At 42.4% G+C, this 18,625-nt stretch carries 11 protein-coding genes and 3 pseudogenes; 5 read left to right on the top strand and 9 right to left on the bottom strand.

The genetic code is table 11. The features are described 5' to 3' along the window. Positions 1 to 113 precede the first annotated feature (113 nt). Positions 114 to 512, top strand: a pseudogene (locus tag V7K84_RS16050) (ribonucleoside-triphosphate reductase, adenosylcobalamin-dependent); the annotation flags it as partial. 124 nt (positions 513 to 636) lie between these two features. Then, entirely contained in the window at positions 637 to 861 is a 225-nt protein-coding gene (locus V7K84_RS16045) for a hypothetical protein (protein ID WP_334839425.1), read from the top strand. Between the two features lie 145 nt (positions 862 to 1,006). Here the strand turns inward: V7K84_RS16045 and V7K84_RS16040 are convergent, their stop codons facing one another. Next, entirely contained in the window at positions 1,007 to 1,144 is a 138-nt protein-coding gene (locus V7K84_RS16040; protein ID WP_334839423.1) for a hypothetical protein, read from the bottom strand. A 40-nt stretch (positions 1,145 to 1,184) separates the two neighbouring features. Between V7K84_RS16040 and nrdJ (V7K84_RS16035) the strand changes: the two are divergent. The 3 genes and pseudogenes from nrdJ (V7K84_RS16035) to V7K84_RS16025 form a co-directional block, all read left to right on the top strand. Further along, a pseudogene (gene nrdJ, locus V7K84_RS16035) lies at positions 1,185 to 2,414 on the top strand (ribonucleoside-triphosphate reductase, adenosylcobalamin-dependent); the annotation flags it as partial. 285 nt (positions 2,415 to 2,699) lie between these two features. Then, a pseudogene (nrdJ, locus tag V7K84_RS16030) lies at positions 2,700 to 3,773 on the top strand (ribonucleoside-triphosphate reductase, adenosylcobalamin-dependent); the annotation flags it as partial. A gap of 183 nt (positions 3,774 to 3,956) precedes the next feature. Then, positions 3,957 to 4,175: a hypothetical protein gene (locus V7K84_RS16025; protein ID WP_334839421.1), complete on the top strand. Its 219-nt coding sequence runs from the start codon at positions 3,957 to 3,959 to the stop codon at positions 4,173 to 4,175. Between the two features lie 139 nt (positions 4,176 to 4,314). On the opposite strand, the gene V7K84_RS16020 is transcribed toward V7K84_RS16025, so the two are convergent. From V7K84_RS16020 to V7K84_RS15985, 8 genes are all read right to left on the bottom strand, one after another. Then, positions 4,315 to 9,738: an NHLP family bacteriocin export ABC transporter peptidase/permease/ATPase subunit gene (locus V7K84_RS16020; RefSeq protein WP_334839419.1), complete on the bottom strand. Its 5,424-nt coding sequence runs from the start codon at positions 9,736 to 9,738 to the stop codon at positions 4,315 to 4,317. A 554-nt stretch (positions 9,739 to 10,292) separates the two neighbouring features. Further along, positions 10,293 to 11,732: an NHLP bacteriocin system secretion protein gene (locus V7K84_RS16015; protein WP_334839417.1), complete on the bottom strand. Its 1,440-nt coding sequence runs from the start codon at positions 11,730 to 11,732 to the stop codon at positions 10,293 to 10,295. A gap of 666 nt (positions 11,733 to 12,398) precedes the next feature. Further along, the gene (locus V7K84_RS16010) at positions 12,399 to 12,656 is read right to left on the bottom strand and encodes a hypothetical protein (protein WP_334839416.1); all 258 of its coding nucleotides are present in this window, start codon (positions 12,654 to 12,656) and stop codon (positions 12,399 to 12,401) included. Between the two features lie 98 nt (positions 12,657 to 12,754). Continuing rightward, positions 12,755 to 13,012, bottom strand: coding sequence for a hypothetical protein (locus tag V7K84_RS16005; RefSeq protein WP_334839414.1), 258 nt, complete (start codon positions 13,010 to 13,012; stop codon positions 12,755 to 12,757). Between the two features lie 98 nt (positions 13,013 to 13,110). Continuing rightward, positions 13,111 to 13,368, bottom strand: a complete 258-nt coding sequence (locus V7K84_RS16000; protein WP_334839412.1) for a hypothetical protein — start codon at positions 13,366 to 13,368, stop codon at positions 13,111 to 13,113. Between the two features lie 713 nt (positions 13,369 to 14,081). Then, the gene (locus V7K84_RS15995; protein ID WP_334839411.1) at positions 14,082 to 14,369 is read right to left on the bottom strand and encodes a hypothetical protein; all 288 of its coding nucleotides are present in this window, start codon (positions 14,367 to 14,369) and stop codon (positions 14,082 to 14,084) included. 799 nt (positions 14,370 to 15,168) lie between these two features. Continuing rightward, entirely contained in the window at positions 15,169 to 15,330 is a 162-nt protein-coding gene (locus tag V7K84_RS15990; protein WP_334839410.1) for a class IIb bacteriocin, lactobin A/cerein 7B family, read from the bottom strand. Positions 15,331 to 16,635: 1,305 nt separating this feature from the next. After that, entirely contained in the window at positions 16,636 to 18,405 is a 1,770-nt protein-coding gene (locus tag V7K84_RS15985) for a WD40 repeat domain-containing protein (protein ID WP_334839408.1), read from the bottom strand. Positions 18,406 to 18,625 lie beyond the last annotated feature (220 nt).

Here is an 18,625-nt window from a genome sequence, read left to right as displayed (position 1 = left end):
GTGCCGGGTAGAGCTAGCGTAAAGTGGACAATTTGACAATCTTTAATACTCAAACTACTTGGCGTATAGTCATAATCTGTCCGCACGCAAGAAGAACGCAAGACACTTAATATATGGTTCAGAATCTCGAAAGAACACGCCAGAGTGCAAGGTTTCCAGAAACTGCACCGGCTGCTAATCCCGTATTTTTTAGAACTTATAGCCGCCGATCAAAGGCGGGATTAAGGGAAACATGGGATGAGGTATGCGATCGCACTCTACAAGGCTTAGTCGAATTGGGAAAGCTAACTCAAGAAGAAGCTGCCACGCTGGATAAAATGCAGCGCAACTTGAAAGCTATGCCCAGTGGACGCTGGCTTTGGGTTGGTGGTACAGACTGGATAACCAAGCCAAAGAATTTTTCCGGCGCTTATAATTGCACCTCTACCAATCTCGAAGACTGGAGTGCCTTCGGATTAATGATGGATCTGGCAATGATTGGCTGTGGTACTAGAGCAGGCTACATAAATAAGCAGAGTCGGTCTGGTGTTTCTCAGGCTCCCAGACTGACTCCTAAGTTCAAAAACATAGAAAGGACTGAAAATGATGAAACCTCAAATTCCATCTACTATCCAACCCCATTTAAAGGTTAAACCAATGGAGACAGAAAGAAAAGCCCCAGAGGAACCCTTCTGGAAGAAACTTCCAAAACCCATTATTAATGCTACCGTTATTGGTTCAGTGACTGCTTTGTTAATACCACTCTCAGCTTTGGGAGTGTTGGCAGGAGCCGACTGCGGAAGCCTACACGTTCAACTTAGCCCTTTTGAGTTGCAACTCATAAAAGGAAGTTGTACACTATCTGGTCAACAAATGAAATAACCTACCTTTGCTAGGGCAGGTTTATGATGCCTGCCCTTATCTGGGCGATCGCTCCTCACTTCTAGGGGGTAAATTTTCAAATGCTTCTTGATGAAAATGCACAAATTATCATCAGGATTTAGAGGTTCCCATTCATTATTTATAATCAATCTCCTATAGCTAGATTTATTTCCCCGTTCACGACCGTTGTAATTGGTGCAGTATCTAAAACGCTCAAAGTTAATCTCCGTAAAGGTTTGGGCATATTGCGCTTGTGAGAAATGCGGGCTTGGCGTATAGTCATAATCTGTCCGCACGCAACAACAACGCAAGACACTTTATATATGGTTCAGAATCTCGAAAGAACACGCCAGAGTGCAAGGTTTCCAGAAACTGCACCGGCTGCTAATCCCGTATTTTTTAGAACCTATAGCCGCCGTACAAAGGCCGGACTAAGGGAAACATGGGATGAGGTATGCGATCGCACTATACTCGGCTTAGTCGAATTGGGAAAGCTAACTCAAGAAGAAGCTGCCACGCTGGATAAAATGCAGCGCAACTTGAAAGCTATGCCCAGTGGACGCTGGCTATGGGTTGGTGGCACAGATTGGATAACCAAGCCAAAGAATTTTTCCGGGGCTTATAATTGCACTTCTACCAATCTCGAAGACTGGAGTGCCTTCGGATTAATGATGGATTTGGCAATGATGGGCTGTGGTACTGGAGCCGTCTTAGAACCAGAATTTATTAACCAGTTGCCTCCAATTCGTAATCAACTGAATGTCACTGTCAAAGGTGAAATTGGCAGCACCCCTGTCAAACAGCGACGTGAATATACTGAAACTCATATAGAAGGCAATAACGTCACTATTCACGTTGGAGATAGCCGTGAAGGTTGGGTTGAATCATATCAAGCCTTATTAGAACTCTCTACTGATGAGCAATTTTCAGCAGAAGTGGAAGTATTAGTTGATATCAGCGATGTCCGCAAAGCAGGAGAAACTCTCAATGGCTTTGGAGGAGTTGCTAATCCTGTAAAATTGCCCGGACTTTATCAGCGTTGTGCATCTATTCTGAATAAAGCTGTAGGACGACAATTAAATTCAGTTGAATGCTGTCTGTTAATCGATCAAGCTGCTGTCACAATTGTTGCCGGTAACATCCGAAGAAGCGCAGGGATGCGTCAGTTTATTGCTGACGATGAACAAGGAGCCACCGCCAAAGATAACTTATGGCAGCAAGATGAAAATGGCAACTGGCGAATCGATCCAGAGCGTGATGCACTCAGGATGGCAAATCATACCAGAGTTTTTCACCGCAAGCCGACCTTAGAAGAATGTGTTGGTGCTGTCCGCAAACAATATTATAGTGGCGAGGGAGCGATTCAATGGGCTGGTGAAGCTGTAGCGCGATCGAACATTGATTTGCTACCAACACAAGCTCTGAAAATTGAGTTTTTACAAGCTTACGAACAAGGAACAGCAAAACAGTGGTTAGAAGAACGTTATTCAAATCTTGATGCTAATGAGCTAAAACATCGTTTAGCTCGTTACGCTTTAAATCCGTGTGGTAAGTGATTTTGCCTCACGTTAAAAACCTCGCAAAAACGGGGAAAGCTGAGATGCTAATCCCGTGGTAATCAAAGGAAGTAAAAAGCCTTTGACACCGTACAGCGTAGAGAGTGAAACTAGATTACCCTAAAAATTGGTGTCTAGAATATAATCTCTCCAAGAGTGCGGGGGCGGATGTGAAAAACACTTTTATTATCTGATATCGCATCTGCAAAAGGTACGCGGAGCTACTGCAAATAATTAAGCAGTAGAACTAGAGGATAAAAAGCCTCTAGGGTAACAAATCTGGAAATCATCGGTAGTAACTTCCACTGTAATTTGTCAGAGGTTCATCTTAATCAAATTGACCCACATAACTACAAAGAACAAGAGGAAGCTTTCACTGCTGGAGCGCTATCTGTAGCAGCACTTTTAAATCATAAATTCCTGGAACCACGCTATCAATACAGCCGTGAATTAGACCCAATTGTGGGAGTTTCTTTTACAGGTTTATTTGATTTCTTTGTCCATGCTTTTGGTGTTGATTGGTTGCGCTGGTGGGAAGCAGGAAGGCCTGCAACTCCACAAGGATTAGCTTTCAAGCGTGAGGAAGAAAAATATCTAAGTTCTTGGAGAGATATTGTACATCGGGTGGTTTGGGATTATTGCGATCGCCACAATCTCAAGCGTCCAAATCGCTGCACCACAGTGCAGCCCAGTGGTACTAAGGCTTTATTAACTAATGCTAGTTCAGGATGGCATCCTCCCAAAGCTCAAAGATTCATTCGTCGGATCACCTTCGGTAAAAATGATCCAGTAGCCTTAGCTTGTATTGACTATGGTTACAATGTCATTCCCTCTCAATCAGATAAAGATGAACAGGGCAATTTGCTTAACGATCCCTTTGATTCACGGGTGAGTGAATGGCTAGTGGAAATCCCTGTTTCTGTAACTTGGGCTGATTTACCAGGAGCTGATGAAATTGATGTTTCTAAGTTTTCAGTCTTAGCCCAATTTGATTTTGTCCTCCAGGTTCAACGCTGGTACGTGACTCACAACACATCAGCTACTTTGGAACTTCGATCTGATGAAATCGAGCCTTTGGGACAGCGCATTTACGAGACCATTCAGAATGATGAGGGATATATTTCAGCGGCTCTTTTAGCCCGTTTTGACGATTTGCAATCATTCCCACGTTTGCCATTTGAACCAATAGATAAATCAACCTACGATCGCTTAACTCAAGAAGTGAAAGCGCGGCGCAAAACAGATGATTTCTGTGCAGTACTAAGCCGCTACGATTTAGGCGAAATGACAGAGGCTGGCCCTAGTGGTTGTGATTCTGATAAGTGTATGTTTCCCGATCAGCAACCAAGCTCATAAGGGGACATGAGTGGGGAGTTGAGGGAGATTAGGGGGATGAGGGAGATATTTACTCCCCCCTCTCCCTTGTCTTTCCTCTTTTCCTTGTCTCTTCTCCATGCCCATGCCCAATCCACAATGCTGTAACACGTTACGATCAATTAAGAAGTAATAATTTTTTACGGCAGTGCCAGGAGTCTTTTTATGTTCATTAATGAATTGTCACCTATATTCAGACAATTTACACAGCATCCAGTCTCATTTGTGGGTGGGTTCTTCTCTGGTGTGCTTCGGCTCAATCTTGCAGACGATCCCGTTAAAAGCTGGCTGGATAAACAGATCCGCTCAAATAGTTACACCAGCAATACAACGGATGCACATAACGGCAAAGCCACTGGCCCTCAGCAGATTTCCATTGACTAAAAACTCCAACCATACATAGTTAAATTTACTACAAATTAGGAGTCAGTGCTGCGTCGGCAGCACTGACTCCTAATTTCTACAATAATTATTTTATTTTGTTGGAAGTCATTTACTACTTGATTGCGCCACTATAAAGTCCCTAAAGCATCTGTCTTAACATGAGTTGGGCAAACAACCCTGGTTGATTTGCCAAATCAGTAAAACTACCTTGCTGTACTACCTTGCCAGCTTGGAGTACGTAAATTCGGTCAGCATTTTGGATGGTACTAAGGCGATGAGCGATCGCAATTCTCGTCACTTTTAACTGCTCTAAGCTTTGACTAACAATTGCCTGGGTTCTATTATCCAAAGCACTAGTCGCTTCATCAAATAGCAAAATCCGGGGTTTGAACGCCAACGCCCTCGCAATCAACAGCCGTTGTCGTTGTCCGCCAGAGAGATTACTACCTCCTTCACTCACTACTGTATGCATTTGCATTGGCATTGCGGCAACATCATCCGCGAAACCTGCCATCTGGGCTGCTTGCCAAGCTTCATCCATCGTCAGCACTGCGCCACTGGCAATGTTCTCAAAAATTGAGGCTGACATCAAGCGACTATTTTGTATGACAACACCTAATTGGCGGCGTACAGCATGGACATCCACAGAAGCTAAGTCTTGCCCATCGTAGTAAATGCTGCCAGATTTCGGGAATTCAAACCCTAAAAGTAATCTCAATAAAGTTGATTTACCGCTACCAGAAGGCCCAACAATGGCAATAAATTCTCCGGGTTGGGCGTGGATGCTGACATCATCCAACGTTAAAGGCCCATCATCGCGGTAGCGGAAACTTAGGCGATCTACAACTAATTTACCTGATAGCCTTCCCGGATCTGCCTGACTGGAATTGATTTCTAGTTCCCCTTGAAGAATTGGCTGGGCCCTTTGCCACAAGGGCAAGACTTGCAAAACTTCCACTACTGTACTGCTCAAGCTCGTAACCCCGTGGATAAATGTCCCAAAAGCCACGTTAAATGCTAAGAAAGTACCCGTGGATAAACTAGTCGCTCCTGGGGTTTGAGACTGTCCAATTAAGGTAGTAGCAAACCAGAAGATCGCCGCAGTAGTTAACACAGGTAACACTTGATTAATGACTGCAAGGCTATCTTCAATGCCTTGGGTACTCAACATTAGTTTCAGCTGATGGGTATATTTTTTTCCCCAGTAAGCAAAGGCGCGGGCTTCAGCTTTGGCAACTCGAAGTTTGGCTACTCCATTAATCAACTGCACCATCACGCCAAAGATTTGTCCTTCTTGTTCTAGGAGGGGGCGAACTTTACGGACAATGAGCATACCGGAAATGATGGTGACGGCAATGTTTATCAGTGCGACTACACAAGCTATCAGAGCTAAATAAATACTGTAGTAAAACAACAGTCCCAGATTCAGCAGGGAGAACATACTGGAAAAGATGGTTTTGAATACCGTATTACCCAATCTTTGGCGAATTTGACTAATAGCTGTGACTCTCGAATTTAAGTCCCCAACCGAGAAGGAGCGAAAAAAAGTAGCCTTTAAGTTCAATAATCGATCCCAGACTGCGGCTTCAGTGGCAGAATCGGCAAAAGTTTCCAGCCGGATGGTAGCAAACCCAAGGGCTAATTGAAACAGCATTCCGCCAAAGGCAGCAGCTAGCAAACCGACAACAAGTTGGCTCAACAACCCCCGATTAGCATCTGGGATAGCTTTGTCGATGAGGATAGCTGTAGCTTGAGGCGTTAGCATTCCTAAAAGGCTGATGGTAATTCCCATCACTACAATTACAATTAGTTCTTTGGAATGTCCTTGTACGGCAAACTGAAGCAAATCAAAAGTTTTTAGCTGTTTATTCGGTAAAGGTCGATAGAATACATAGCCAGTGGGAGCGAGGGCTGCGGCAATTCGGGCATCTACAGAGACGCGCTTCTGTTGCCAAGGAGCGTAGAGTTGATAACAAGTATCAGATATTGGTAACAGTGCCACTGGTAGGTTTTCCTGAAGCGTAAATGCCAACATTGGCCCGCAATCCTTTTGCCACCAGTTATCCCGCAACTGAATCCGCCGCACTCGAATATGCGAAGCGCGGGCGATCGCTTCTACAGGATCTTGCACTCGTTTCACGTCTTCTGACGCTGCTGGGGGACGAATCTCAACTCCTAAGGCTCGTCCGACTGCACCAGCAGCAACTAGCAAGGCTCGATCTGGGTGATTTGGATCAATGCTAGTACTGAATTCTGGGCTACTACTTAATCTGTTTAACTTTGGCTGTGGCAATACAGATGCTAGTTCTGCCAAAGTTTCTTGCATCACTTGCCTTTCAAGACTTTCCCTAGCTTCAAATCTGAGTAATTCTGCATCCATCTCTTGACGTTGTAGCAGTTCAATGCAGTTCAGGAAATAAGTTTGTAGTTGAGACAAACCGCCTAACAAGGAATTCACATCTGAAATTTCTAAAGTGCTAACAGTTTTCAACTCAACTGTGTCACTTGCCTCTAGCCACATATTTGGATGTAGAGGTAATATTCCAGAGACAGGAGTTAACAGCAGATCCCCAAACCCCATCCATTTAGTACACCCTTGGAGAATTTGCACCCATGATACATGACTAAGCGGTTGGAAGATTTGGTTTTTAGGTAAGGAATAGTATTGAATTCCTTGGGGTAATAATGGTGTTGTTGGCGTCGTGATACCTGCAATTACTGAACCTAATTGATAAATCCAGCCCTCGATGAAAGCTACTGCTTCTCTATTGGCATCAGCAAACAACTGATTAAACTCCCTTCTCGATACTTTCAGGAGTTCTGTTTCCTCAAGGAACACCGCTAAAATCTGGTGCTGCTTACCATCTAAACTTGGGGCAGTGCCAAACATCGCCTGTCCTGGGGTGCTGCTAAATAAGTAGCGACGAGTTCCTTCAGCAATGCCATCATTGAGAGCGATCGCAAATAGTGCCAAGTACCCAGATTTTACTACCCAAATTGTCTGCGGATCGTTTAATAGTAGCGATTGATTACCCTGAAAACGATAGCATTCTCCTAACAGAGGCAAAAAGGCGGCATTTCGGCTACGCAGTTCGACTGCGCTCACCGTAAACTCAGTTACCGAGGCGAAAGACTTACTACTACTTCTCCCCTGCTCCCCTTCTCCCCTGCTCCCCTGCTCCCCTTCTCCCCTGCTCCCCTTCTCCCCTGCTCCCCTGCTCCCCTGCTCCCCTGCCTCTTCATTTCCCTCGCTGCGAATCAACTGTAAATAAAGCCCCTCAATCTGTTGTAATTCCTCATGGGTTCCCCGTTGAACTATCTGGCCGCGATCGAGGACAATAATTTCATCGCAATCTCGGATGGTCGAAAGTCGATGCGCCACGATGATGCAAGTGCAACCGCGCAAACGCAAATTACGATTCACATTCTTTTCGGTTTCAGCATCCAAGGCACTAGTAGCTTCATCCATCACCAGGATACTGGGATTATTCACCAAAGCACGGGCAATTTCCAACCGTTGCCGTTGACCACCGCTCAAATTGGTAGCACCTTCTAACAGGTCGGCACTATAGCCTCCTGGCAACGAAAGAATGACATCATGGACTGCTGCATCTTGACAAGCTCGCATTAAATGACTTTCAGGTATGGTGGTATCCCAAAGCGTTAAGTTGTCTCTGACACTGCCAGCAAACAATAAAATCTCTTGCTCTACCGCAGATATAGAATTAGCTGATACTTGGCGAGAAATTTGCTCTCTGGGTTTACCGTCAAACAAAATTTCTCCCTGCCACGGTTGGTATAGCCCACATAAAAGTTTGGCAATAGTAGACTTACCAGAACCACTCCCACCCACCAAAGCAACTCGCTGCCCTGGCTGGAGTGAGAGACTAAAATTTTCAATCAACGGTGGAGCAATTTTGCTATAGCCAAATGTCACATTGTCTAATTCAACATATCCCCGGAGTTTGGAAAGAGGGTTGAGGGATGAGGGAGATGAGGAGGACAAGGGGGACAAGGAGGACAAGGAAGAATTTACTCCCATGTCTCCCCCTGCCTCCTCTGCCCCTCTGCCCCTCTGCCCCTCTTCCCCCCTGCCTCTTCTCTGCAACTGCGAATCAATGGGGTTACGCAAGACATCATCAAGGCGAGTCAAATTACCTTCCATCTCTTGCAGGTCACTTCCCAGATTGACAAGATTATTTATCGGCTGGAAAAAATTTTGCATCATGCCGAGAAAGGCTATTAACATCCCGATGCTCATGGTTCCATCCATAACTCGCAAACCACCTACAGCCAAAAGCAGCATGGAAGCGATCGCTGACAAGAAATCTGGTAAAACTCCTAATGTCTGGTTTGTTGTCTCTAATTCTTGCTGGGTATTAATGGCTTTGGCATAGTAACCGGCCCATCGAGAGAAGAAATCTGACTCTAACCCAGAGGCTTTAAGTGTTTCCATGCTCTGAAGACCAGAAATTGCAACGCCGCTAACTTTGCCATGTTCTTGGAGCAGTTTGATGTTGGCATCGACGCGCCGCCCTCTTACCCACTGTAAGGCAGCGAGGTTAACAGCGACAAAGCCGATCGCAATTAAGGTTAGCACTACATCATATTGCAGCATCACTACTACATACAGAAATATTGACGCTGTGGCGATCGCTGTAGTAGCTAATTTACCCGAAAGCATATTAGCTATACTGTCATTGAGTTGTACCCGGCTACTAATTTCTCCAGCAAACCGCTGATCGTAAAAACTCATGGGTAGGCGTAAAATATGCCAGAGAAATTTACTCTCCATACCCACCGACAACTTAATTTTCAGCTGACGCAAAAACTGCAACTGTAGCAGCGTTAAAAATCCATTCAGTCCGGCTGTGAAAATCATTCCTAAAATAAGCGGACGCAACCACTCATTCCGATGCCCAATTAATACGTTATCTATAAATACTTGAGAAAATGCAGGTATGGCCAGTCCCGGAATCACTAGCAAAAATCCTGCCACCACACAGTAAATCAATGCCCCAATCGAGCCTCGCAACCGCGACCATAAAGCGAGGATAGTGCTAGGTTTCCGTCCTCCTTGCTGAAACTCGGAACTCGGCTCTAAAGCTAGCACCACACCTGTGTAAGCACCGCTAAATTCTTCTAGAGAGACAGTGCGCCGCCCAGTAGCGGGGTCATTGAGATAAACTCGCTGTTTGCCAAATCCCTCTACTACTAGGAAATGATTAAATTGCCAAAATACAATGAAGGGAAATTTTAACTGAGACAGGGCAGCTAAATTTGTTTTAAAGCTCTTAGCGGTTAATCGATAATTTCTGGCAGCCTTCAAAATATTTAACGCACTAACTCCATCGCGGGATACACCACACGCTTGTCGGAGTTCTGTCAGGGGCACAATGCGACCGTAGTAACTCAGAATAATTCCTAAAGCAGCAGCACCACACTCTACTACCTCCATTTGCAGCAGAGTTGGAGTGCGACACCGTTTACTTTTAGACTTCAATAGATTTTGCAGATTTCGCCACAATATCATAGGAGCAACGCGAAGAAGTGAAATCATCATTTATAGGAAACCTCTTGCAAAAGTCGCTAACACCCCACCCCCAACCCCTCCCCGCTCTTCGGGCTACAGTGTACACACAAGTCTGAAATAGCTGATTAACCAGGGTTTTACCCCACCCTAACCCTGCCCTTATAAAGGGGAGGGAACTGGATTTCTTGTTTCCCCCCTTTATAAGGAGGGATTAAGGGGGGTAATTTAACTTGTGTGTACACCGTAGGCTCTTCGGGAGGGGAGACAAAGCGTAGCTTTGGCGGGGTGGGGTTCTTTCTTATTTTTGATTTATGCAAGAGGTCTAGGAAATTAGGCATTGGGCATTGGGAATAGTGAATGAGTCTTTGAACTCCATTAATGAGTCTTTGAACTCCATTAATGAGTCTTTGAACTCCATTAATGAGCCTTTGATCTCCATTAATGAGCCTTTGATCTCCATTAATGAGTCTTTGAACTCCATTAATGAGTCTTTGATACTCGTGAATAAGTTTTTTAACTCCACTCTTGCGCCCCTCCGCTCCCCTGCTCCCCTACTCCCCTGCTCCTCTGCCCTTATTGCCTACTCAATAAACCCCACTCCACGATCGCAAAATTGGCAGCACAAATGTAATCGGGGCACGTTCTTCGACGGTGACTTGTACAGAGGTAGTAGTTCCAGAAGTTACTTTCATCTCTGGCCCTTTGGAAGAAGACCATTTGTAGTGGCTGACTGTGGAAGTGTCTGGTTGCAGTCGGGCGGTAATTAAAATCTGTGGCCCTTGTGACATCAAACCTTCTACGAATTCGGAACTGCCTACTACACTTAATGCACCTTCTTTAGTCACGGGAAAGGCTGAGACATCTGTAACAGCACCAATGATGCCGCCAAAGCGTTCCCGTTGCACTGTACTAGGTGTGACTTGTAACTTCATCCCTGGTTGAATTTGCTTACCATCACCAACGGGAAAAAATGCCACACTCTCCAGTTGCACCGATCGCTTTTGTGCGGCGATCGCTCCTATGGGTGTACCCTGTAAGACAACCTGCCCCGGTGTTGCTGAGATTTCTAAAACTCGTCCTGAGTAAGTGCTTTTGATTAAGCTGTTGCTAGATAATTGCAGCGCCAATTGGGTAATATTCCGCCGCACTTCCTGAATTTCTTTCTGGCGAGTTGTTACGGCTTCTAAATCTTGTTGTGCCAATGTCGCTTGTTTACTATCTAGTTGCTTTAACTGACTTTCTAAATCTTTGATTGAGTTGATATTTTCTAGATATTGGCGTTGGGCATCTGCCTCTTTGACATCCAATTGCTTGAGTTGGGATTCGGCTTCGTTAATTTGTCTGACACCATTTAAGTAATCTTGCTGTGACTGTAAGACTGTATCCCCAGAAATCGCTCCCTCTCCTAATAGCTGCTTCCGGTTGTCTAATCTTTGTTTGAAAGTCGGCAGCAGTTCCCGTAGAGATTGTAGGCTTTGTATTTGGCTAGTGCGATCGCGTTGGATCGAGTTCAGCCCTTTTTCTCTTAAAATTGGCGTGAGTTTTTGGACTGTTTGGAGATTTTGCTGCAAACTTTGGCGTTGCTGTATAAGTGCCTGTTTATCTGCATTTTGCCGCAGTAGTTGCACTGTGTTAGCATCGCGATTCTCTTGCTGTAGTTGCTCTAATTTTGAGCGTACTAACTGTAGCTGTTTCATCAGTTCGTTTTGGTCTAGAGTCGCCAGCACATCTCCTCTGTTGACAAAATCGCCAACCCGAACGTTGACTGTTCGCAATCTACCTGCGATCGGTGACTGAAACGAAGTAATTGTACTGGGATAAACTATGATGCCAGTACCCGTCACCGTAATTGGAATTCGACCTAAAAAACTCCAAGTCAGCCCAGATGCCACCAAGGAACCAACAGCAACTAGAGGTAGCCACTTTTTGGGGCTGACTACCTGCATAATTTGATCTAGTTCTTCAGGTGAAGAAATACGCTCTAAAGCTTCTTTACGGAATAGTTTGTTTTTTTGATTAATCATCACAGACCATCCCAATTTGCATTGCAGTCAGAAGGAAATTGGGTATTAGGCTGAAAATTGATGAATAAAAAATTACCTTCCGCTTTCAGAGGAAGGCAGATATGTTTTGTTTGCTTTGGGATACTAATATTCATATACAAAATTCAACCTACCATCTGATGAAAGGTCGAAAGCTGAGAAAATCAATTTTTGATTTTTGCGTAGACGAGGAGTAATTTCTGTTAAAGTAACGATTTTGTAATCTTTATATGAAAACATTGACGGGTAGGTAAGAAGTAAGGGATAATAATGAGTGGTCGCTTACTATTTGACCTTTCGTTTTATCCGGCTTACACCCGCCAATGTTCGTGTAACGTTGTAGAAGGTTGTGATGCCAGAAATAGTCAGACCACTATGTTATAAGATGTCTGTAGCTTATTCGTAAGGGTCGTTTGTAGTCCTTTGTCAGTTGTTCGTAGCAATTGGCAAAGGATTACTGTTTAATAACTCTCTTAACGAAGTAATGCATAACTTACATGCTTGCTAGCTTAGTGTTGTTTTGATTTCTAATGATGATACAAATCATCATAGATAAATTTTTGGCAATACAAACCGTTAAAGTGACTTTTGGTTGAGGTATTAACTCAACATCAGCGTGCTATGGAGATAACCTAGCATCTATTGGTACTAGAAGCGCACACGGTCTCTGCTATTATCAATCCCTTGATTTGATTTTTGAATAACCTTAGCATCTCCTCCACCAATTGCTATTGCAATACCAAGTTGCTGGTTTATTTGTACGTCCTTACCTTTGGCATTAACGTCAAGTTTAGACTTGGTATCGATCTGTACACCTCCGCGTCCTCCGACAATTCCACTGATTTCTTCATCAGCTAATTCGGTCATGACTGCGAGTGTTTCTTGTTCAAGTGTTACAACTGACATCAAAATTCCTTCCTTGTACAAAATCGTTAAAGTAATTTTTGGTTGAGGTGGTAACTCAACATAAGCGTACTATGGAGATAACCTAGTACCTATTAGTACTAGAAGTACACACGGTCTCTGCTATTATCAATCTCTTGATTTGAATTTTGATAAACCTTAGCATCTCCTCCACCAATTGCTGTTCCGTTACCAATTTGCTGGTTTATTTGTACGTTCTTACCTTGGGCATTAACGCCAGCTTTAGGCTTGCTATAGACATCTACACCTCCGCGTCCTCCGACAATTCCACTGATTTCTTCATCAGCTAATTCGGTCATGACTGCGAGTGTTTCTTGTTCAAGTGTTACAACTGACATCAAAATTCCTTCCTTGTACAAAATCGTTAAAGTAATTTTTGGTTGAGGTGGTAACTCAACATAAGCGTACTATGGAGATAACCTAGTACCTATTAGTACTAGAAGTACACACGGTCTCTGCTATTATCAATCTCTTGATTTGAATTTTGATAAACCTTAGCATCTCCTCCACCAATTGCTGTTCCGTTACCAATTTGCTGGTTTATTTGTACGTTCTTACCTTGGGCATTAACGCTAGCTTTAGGCTTGCTATAGACATTTACACCTCCGCGTCCTCCGACAATTCCACTGATTTCTTCATCAGCTAACTCGGTCATGACTACGAGTGTTTCTTGTTCAAATGTTACAACTGACATAAAAATTCTTTCCTTGTACAAAATGGTTTTGGAATAGTGAAATTTTCCTTTTACTTAACCAAATAATAAAAATTCTTAGACGCTTGAAATCATAAGTATCTGACAACTTTTATTATCAAATTCTTTGTTAAAACACACTAAGTGTAATGCGTATAACTAAATTTGGTTTTGGTTTGTTTTGCAATTTCACTATCTTTAAACAATACATTTTTTTGAAAGAATTTTATATAAAGAAATGATGAAGTTAGGAAAGAGTTTTTTAAAGATTAATATTTTAAGAAATATCAAATATTGGGATTAGTTCAAGTTAATAAAGGTAGGATAAGCCGATGCTATATCTACAAATAATTTTTTCAAAAGTTACTATAGGTATTACAAAACATTGCCTAATAAGTAACGGCTAACATATTAAATTGCTCATAAAAATAATATCCCCAACTTCTAAAGAAGTTGGGGATACGCACCTTCAATTGGGTACATAAACCGTGAGTTGAATTTGAGTTATACCAATTCTGTATTAAGATGCGCCAAACTATATAAGAAACGAACTACATGGACGCATTCGCGGAGCATCTCGTAGAGAAGCGGCTTCCCACAGGGTAGGGCGCATACTCCTAAGAAGCAAGTTACACGCAGCATCTCGTCAGAAAAGCACACAAAGGAAGAAAGAAAAGTTGGCGCAACCTCACAAATAAATGGTATTACCGTGAATGCTAAATAGATGAAGTGACTGTTGAATCTATTGTTTGTACTACTCCATTTATAAGCGAAAATCTTCTTCTTGTGCGTGTTCTTTGCTTAGTTTTCGTATTCACAATGTCCTGATTGGAGTCTTGAACAGTAGCATCAGCACCATCAGTTGAAATCGCAGTTATCTGTGATGAAAAATCCAAAACAATATTTCCCCCCACTATTCCTTTTAATTCACTATCTATCAGTTCCTCGACAAGAAATTTTCGATTACAGGTAGATTTGAAACTCATTTGATTGATATTAGTCATAAATTCCTCCAGAAGTATACAGACAATTTTTGTCTGAGATGTATTTACCAATAACAGTTTATTTAATAATTTGTCAACAGATTATAAAAAATATCCTACTTTTCCTAACTAACTTACTTTTCTCATTTTTTAGTTTTTAATTCTCTAAAATTTCCCTACTTGTATTATTAATATGTCTGCGATATATAAGTTTAAAACTACGATTTTTCATGAAAAAAGATTGTCGGCTAGTCTTTGCCATCCAACAAAAGTGAACTATCAATAAAAGCTGTGGTGAAAATATTCATTCGATACTTGCCAAACTACTGTTAATGTTGGCAGCATCACGCATCTTTATTACGGCACTGAACCGCTCAAATCTCAAATCTTCAATCTCAATTCAAACTTCTGGCACAAATAGGTTCTTTATGAAAATAGAAGTGACATGAGAAAATTCAGAAGTCAGAAAATTCTGACTTCTGGCTATAGTACTCAACAATAAAGAGTGTATAATTGGGATTATACTAAATATTTGTTGAGCAACAACGAAGGTAAATTTGTTGTATTTTTTTAGGTCAACAAACTTTTATAAAAGTCACAACCTTTATAGGCTAATATTTTTATAATAGCTGCTTACCTGCCTTTGTTTACTTCTCAAAAATTACCTTGAGTTGTTTTATGATGCTGATTTGCTCAAATTCAACTCATGTATTAGAAATGAGATTTCCTAAACTTTGCTTTCGTCGAATTTGGCAGATCGACTACCTTAGAGAGGCCCTGAAAGCTGTCCAGACAATATATCGACAGATTTGCCCACGTTTCAGAGTGCACCGCCCACTGATATTAATAAACCGCCCAGTGCTGCGACTACACCGCCCAATGGTCCGAATCCTCCCGTTACTCCTTCCAATTCTTCCTCACTAATTTCTTCCAAAATGATTTCTTGATTGTTGGGTTGTGTCAATCCATTAACGTTAGTCATAATTTTCTCCAGAAAGTGCGTAGGCATTTGTGCCTTGGATGTACTTACAAATAGCAATTTATCTAAAAGCTTGTCAATAGTTTATACAAAACATCCTACTTTTCCCACTTAACCTACTTTTCCTACTTTTCCACTTAACCTACTTTTCCCACTTAACCTACTTTTCCTACTTTTTTAACTTTTCTTCCTACATTTACACGATGTCCAACATTTATAAAACCGCAAAAATATCATACCAAAGTAGGATGTTTTATATAGAATTTTGATCCTTTAATTAATATATTTTAAGTTATTGTGTAAGACCATAAATCTACAGACAAAGTTCTGTATCAAGTTACTTACACTTCAAATTGGACTTCACAGACAGTAAAAGAGGTTTTGCACACATAGGCATAGTCTAGAAGGGCTTCGGGAACTACCTGGTCGAGGAAGAAAGACCAAGTGGAAAGATGAGGATATAGTGTTAGTGTTTTTGAAAGAATGCCTTAAGAGGATGTTTGAAAATTCCTCTTGTCGGTAATAAAACGTTCTAGATCCCCCTAAATCCCCCTTAAAAAAGGGGGACTTTGATTCCGGTTCCCCCCTTAAAAAGGCTACGGTGTACACACAAGTTATCGAATCACTACCAGTCCTCAAATTACCCCACCCTAACCCTCCCCGTATGTATTGGGGAGGGAACGAGATTCTCTTGTTTCCCCCCTTTACAAGGGGGGATTAAGGGGGGTAATTCGACTTGTGTGTGTGTACACCGTAGCCTTAAAAAAGGTGGCTAGGGGGGATCGGTTAGTGCCTAAAATCACAGCCAACCACTTTTCAAACAACCTCTAAGAAAGAGGCACGCACATACAACAGTCCTCAATTAGCTAAAAAATTAGAAAGCGAAGCTCCGAAGGGAGCCGTTTCGCTAACGCAACGCGAAACTAAGTCCCGACAGATTAAGACGGGTACTCAAAAATTTTGCTCCTTAATTGTTTTTTCCAGGTCTAATACCAAATTGAAAAATGATTGCGACAGATGGAAACCTGAAACACTTATCCAATGGATGTTTCTCAATCCAAAATCGTTCGACTGAGCGACTTGTGCCGAGCATCTCGACTTACTTCGACTACGCTCAGTACAAGTCGCTTGATGGAACCGGAGCCGAGGTAAGCCGAAGTCTAAAATCTAAAATGGTATAATACGGCTTGAGCAAGAGAGTTTTTAAAGTTTGTTGTTCACAAGTCTCAAAGACTCGACAATTACGAGTAACGTTAGCGAGTCATTGTACTCCTGCAAAGCAGCAACCTACGTAGAGAATGTCATGATTTAACTGCGTTGCCAAATTTTAATTGTCTTATCCAAACTGCCGCTGACTAACATTTCACCGGAAGCCGTGAAGGCTAATGCTGTGACTATATTCCCATGACCTGTAAACGTACCCAGCAATTCCCCGGTTTGTAAATGCCACAACTTGATAGTTTGATCGGCACTACCGCTGGCGATAATTTGTCCATCGGGACTTAAAGCGATCGCATATACCCTATCTCTATGTCCTTTAAGGGTATGAAGTAATTCCCCAGTCTCCAATTGCCAAACTTTAATCGTTTGATCCCAGCTACCACTCACGAGCAGTTTACCATCTGCACTGATTGCTAAGGAACAAACGATGTGAGAATGACCCATGAGGGTATGCAGTGGTTGTGCATCTTTTAAACTTTTGATTCCCGTTTGAGGTGAGGTGCGCCAAACTTTGATTTTGCGATAGCTACCTGTAACTAGAGTTTCGCCGTCTCGACTCAAAACTAGGGAATGAGCTGCTGTATCATCTAAAGAAAGTGCGATCGCTACCTGACGTTGCATCAAATCCCAAAACAGAATTTTTCTGTCATCTCCGCCTGTCGCTAACATTCTGCCATCTGGGGTGAAAGCAGCACACCGCACTACCCCATTATGTTTGTGCAAAATGTCTATCAAGTCTAAAGCGCCTACGTGCCAAAGCTTAATTGTCGAATCTGCACCGCAACTGACTAAAGTCTGTCCATCTGAACTAAAAGCTAGGGAATTCACTTCATCCACCAGCCCAGATATTACCCAAGGATACTCTGATAAGGTCTCTATTAATTCACCCTTGCTTAAATCCCAGAGTTTCGTTTCTCCACGACTACCACTTGCCAATATGGGTAAGGCTTTGCCATTGTTGCACCCAGAACTGAAAGCTAGGCAATTAATGCCTCTGGTGTGTCCTTGCAAAGTCTGCCAGCATTCCCAGTCACCGACTATACCCTTGAGACAATGTTCTGATGGTAGAGTCTGTATTGTATCTGCGATCGCTCTCTCATTAATTACTGGGGACGTGTCTTTTTTACCCATAAGTGATTCTAAATACCAACTCAACCCCCCTGCATATAACAAATTACTTGGAGTTACATAAAGTTTTGGTTCGCTAAATTCAAGTTGATTTGTGGGTAAAAAGCCTGTTATTATGCTTTGCTTCTCGTAACCTAAATTACCTGTAGATGGATAAAACAAACACAGAAAAATTAATACTTGGTGATTTTTTAAATCTTCTTGAGTAACAGACCACCTAATTTTGTCTTTCTTAATACCATTAAAACTTTCTCCATCAGCAACATAAACTTGAACACTTAGCTGAGGATGATTTTTGATCGTATAAGGAAATTTACTTTCGCCACCCAAATTTCCCTCATCATCTAAAATCATGTTTTGCAAAGTATCTTGCGACACCTTTTTTACTAACTTGCCCAAGCGTTCAGTTATTATCCTGTCAACAATATGCTCTCGTAAAAGATAATCTTGGGCTTGTTGTTGGAAGTATTTGGGAAAAGGTATCGTCCAGTCAGGAGGCTCAGGATATTCTGGCGGCGTCGGCGGCGGATTTTTGGCGAGAACTTCTGCTTGTTGGCGAGAAAGTTCTTGGAGTCTAGCCAAAGGCTCGCCCCAAAAGGCCATAACTTCAGTGTGACAACCTTTGACTTGACTTTCCAGCAAAGATAAGTCATAAGTTTTAGGTTTTTTCACACGTTGAAGGAAGTCAGCTTGTTGAGCTTTGAGTAAGCTAATCCAATCCATCTGCATTCCTGCGGCAAACTATTGCATACCTACGGTAAGCTATACAAATACAATTACTCAAGTTTATAACCTTGGTTAATTAAAAATTCAGTAATATTAACAGTCTAATAAAACACAGCCATTGACAAATGTTTCCGGGAAAGAGATAGATGGATAGCACTTAGACATTTGATGAACTGATGCAGTTGAAGTATATAGAATTAGATGATATCAGTCAATTCTAACG

It is taken from the genome of Nostoc sp. (genome assembly GCF_036917315.1).
In the GTDB taxonomy this organism is placed as follows: Bacteria; Cyanobacteriota; Cyanobacteriia; order Cyanobacteriales; family Nostocaceae; genus Nostoc.
The sequence above is the reverse complement of the archived record's forward strand: the minus strand, read 5'-3'. Positions and strand labels throughout refer to the sequence as shown.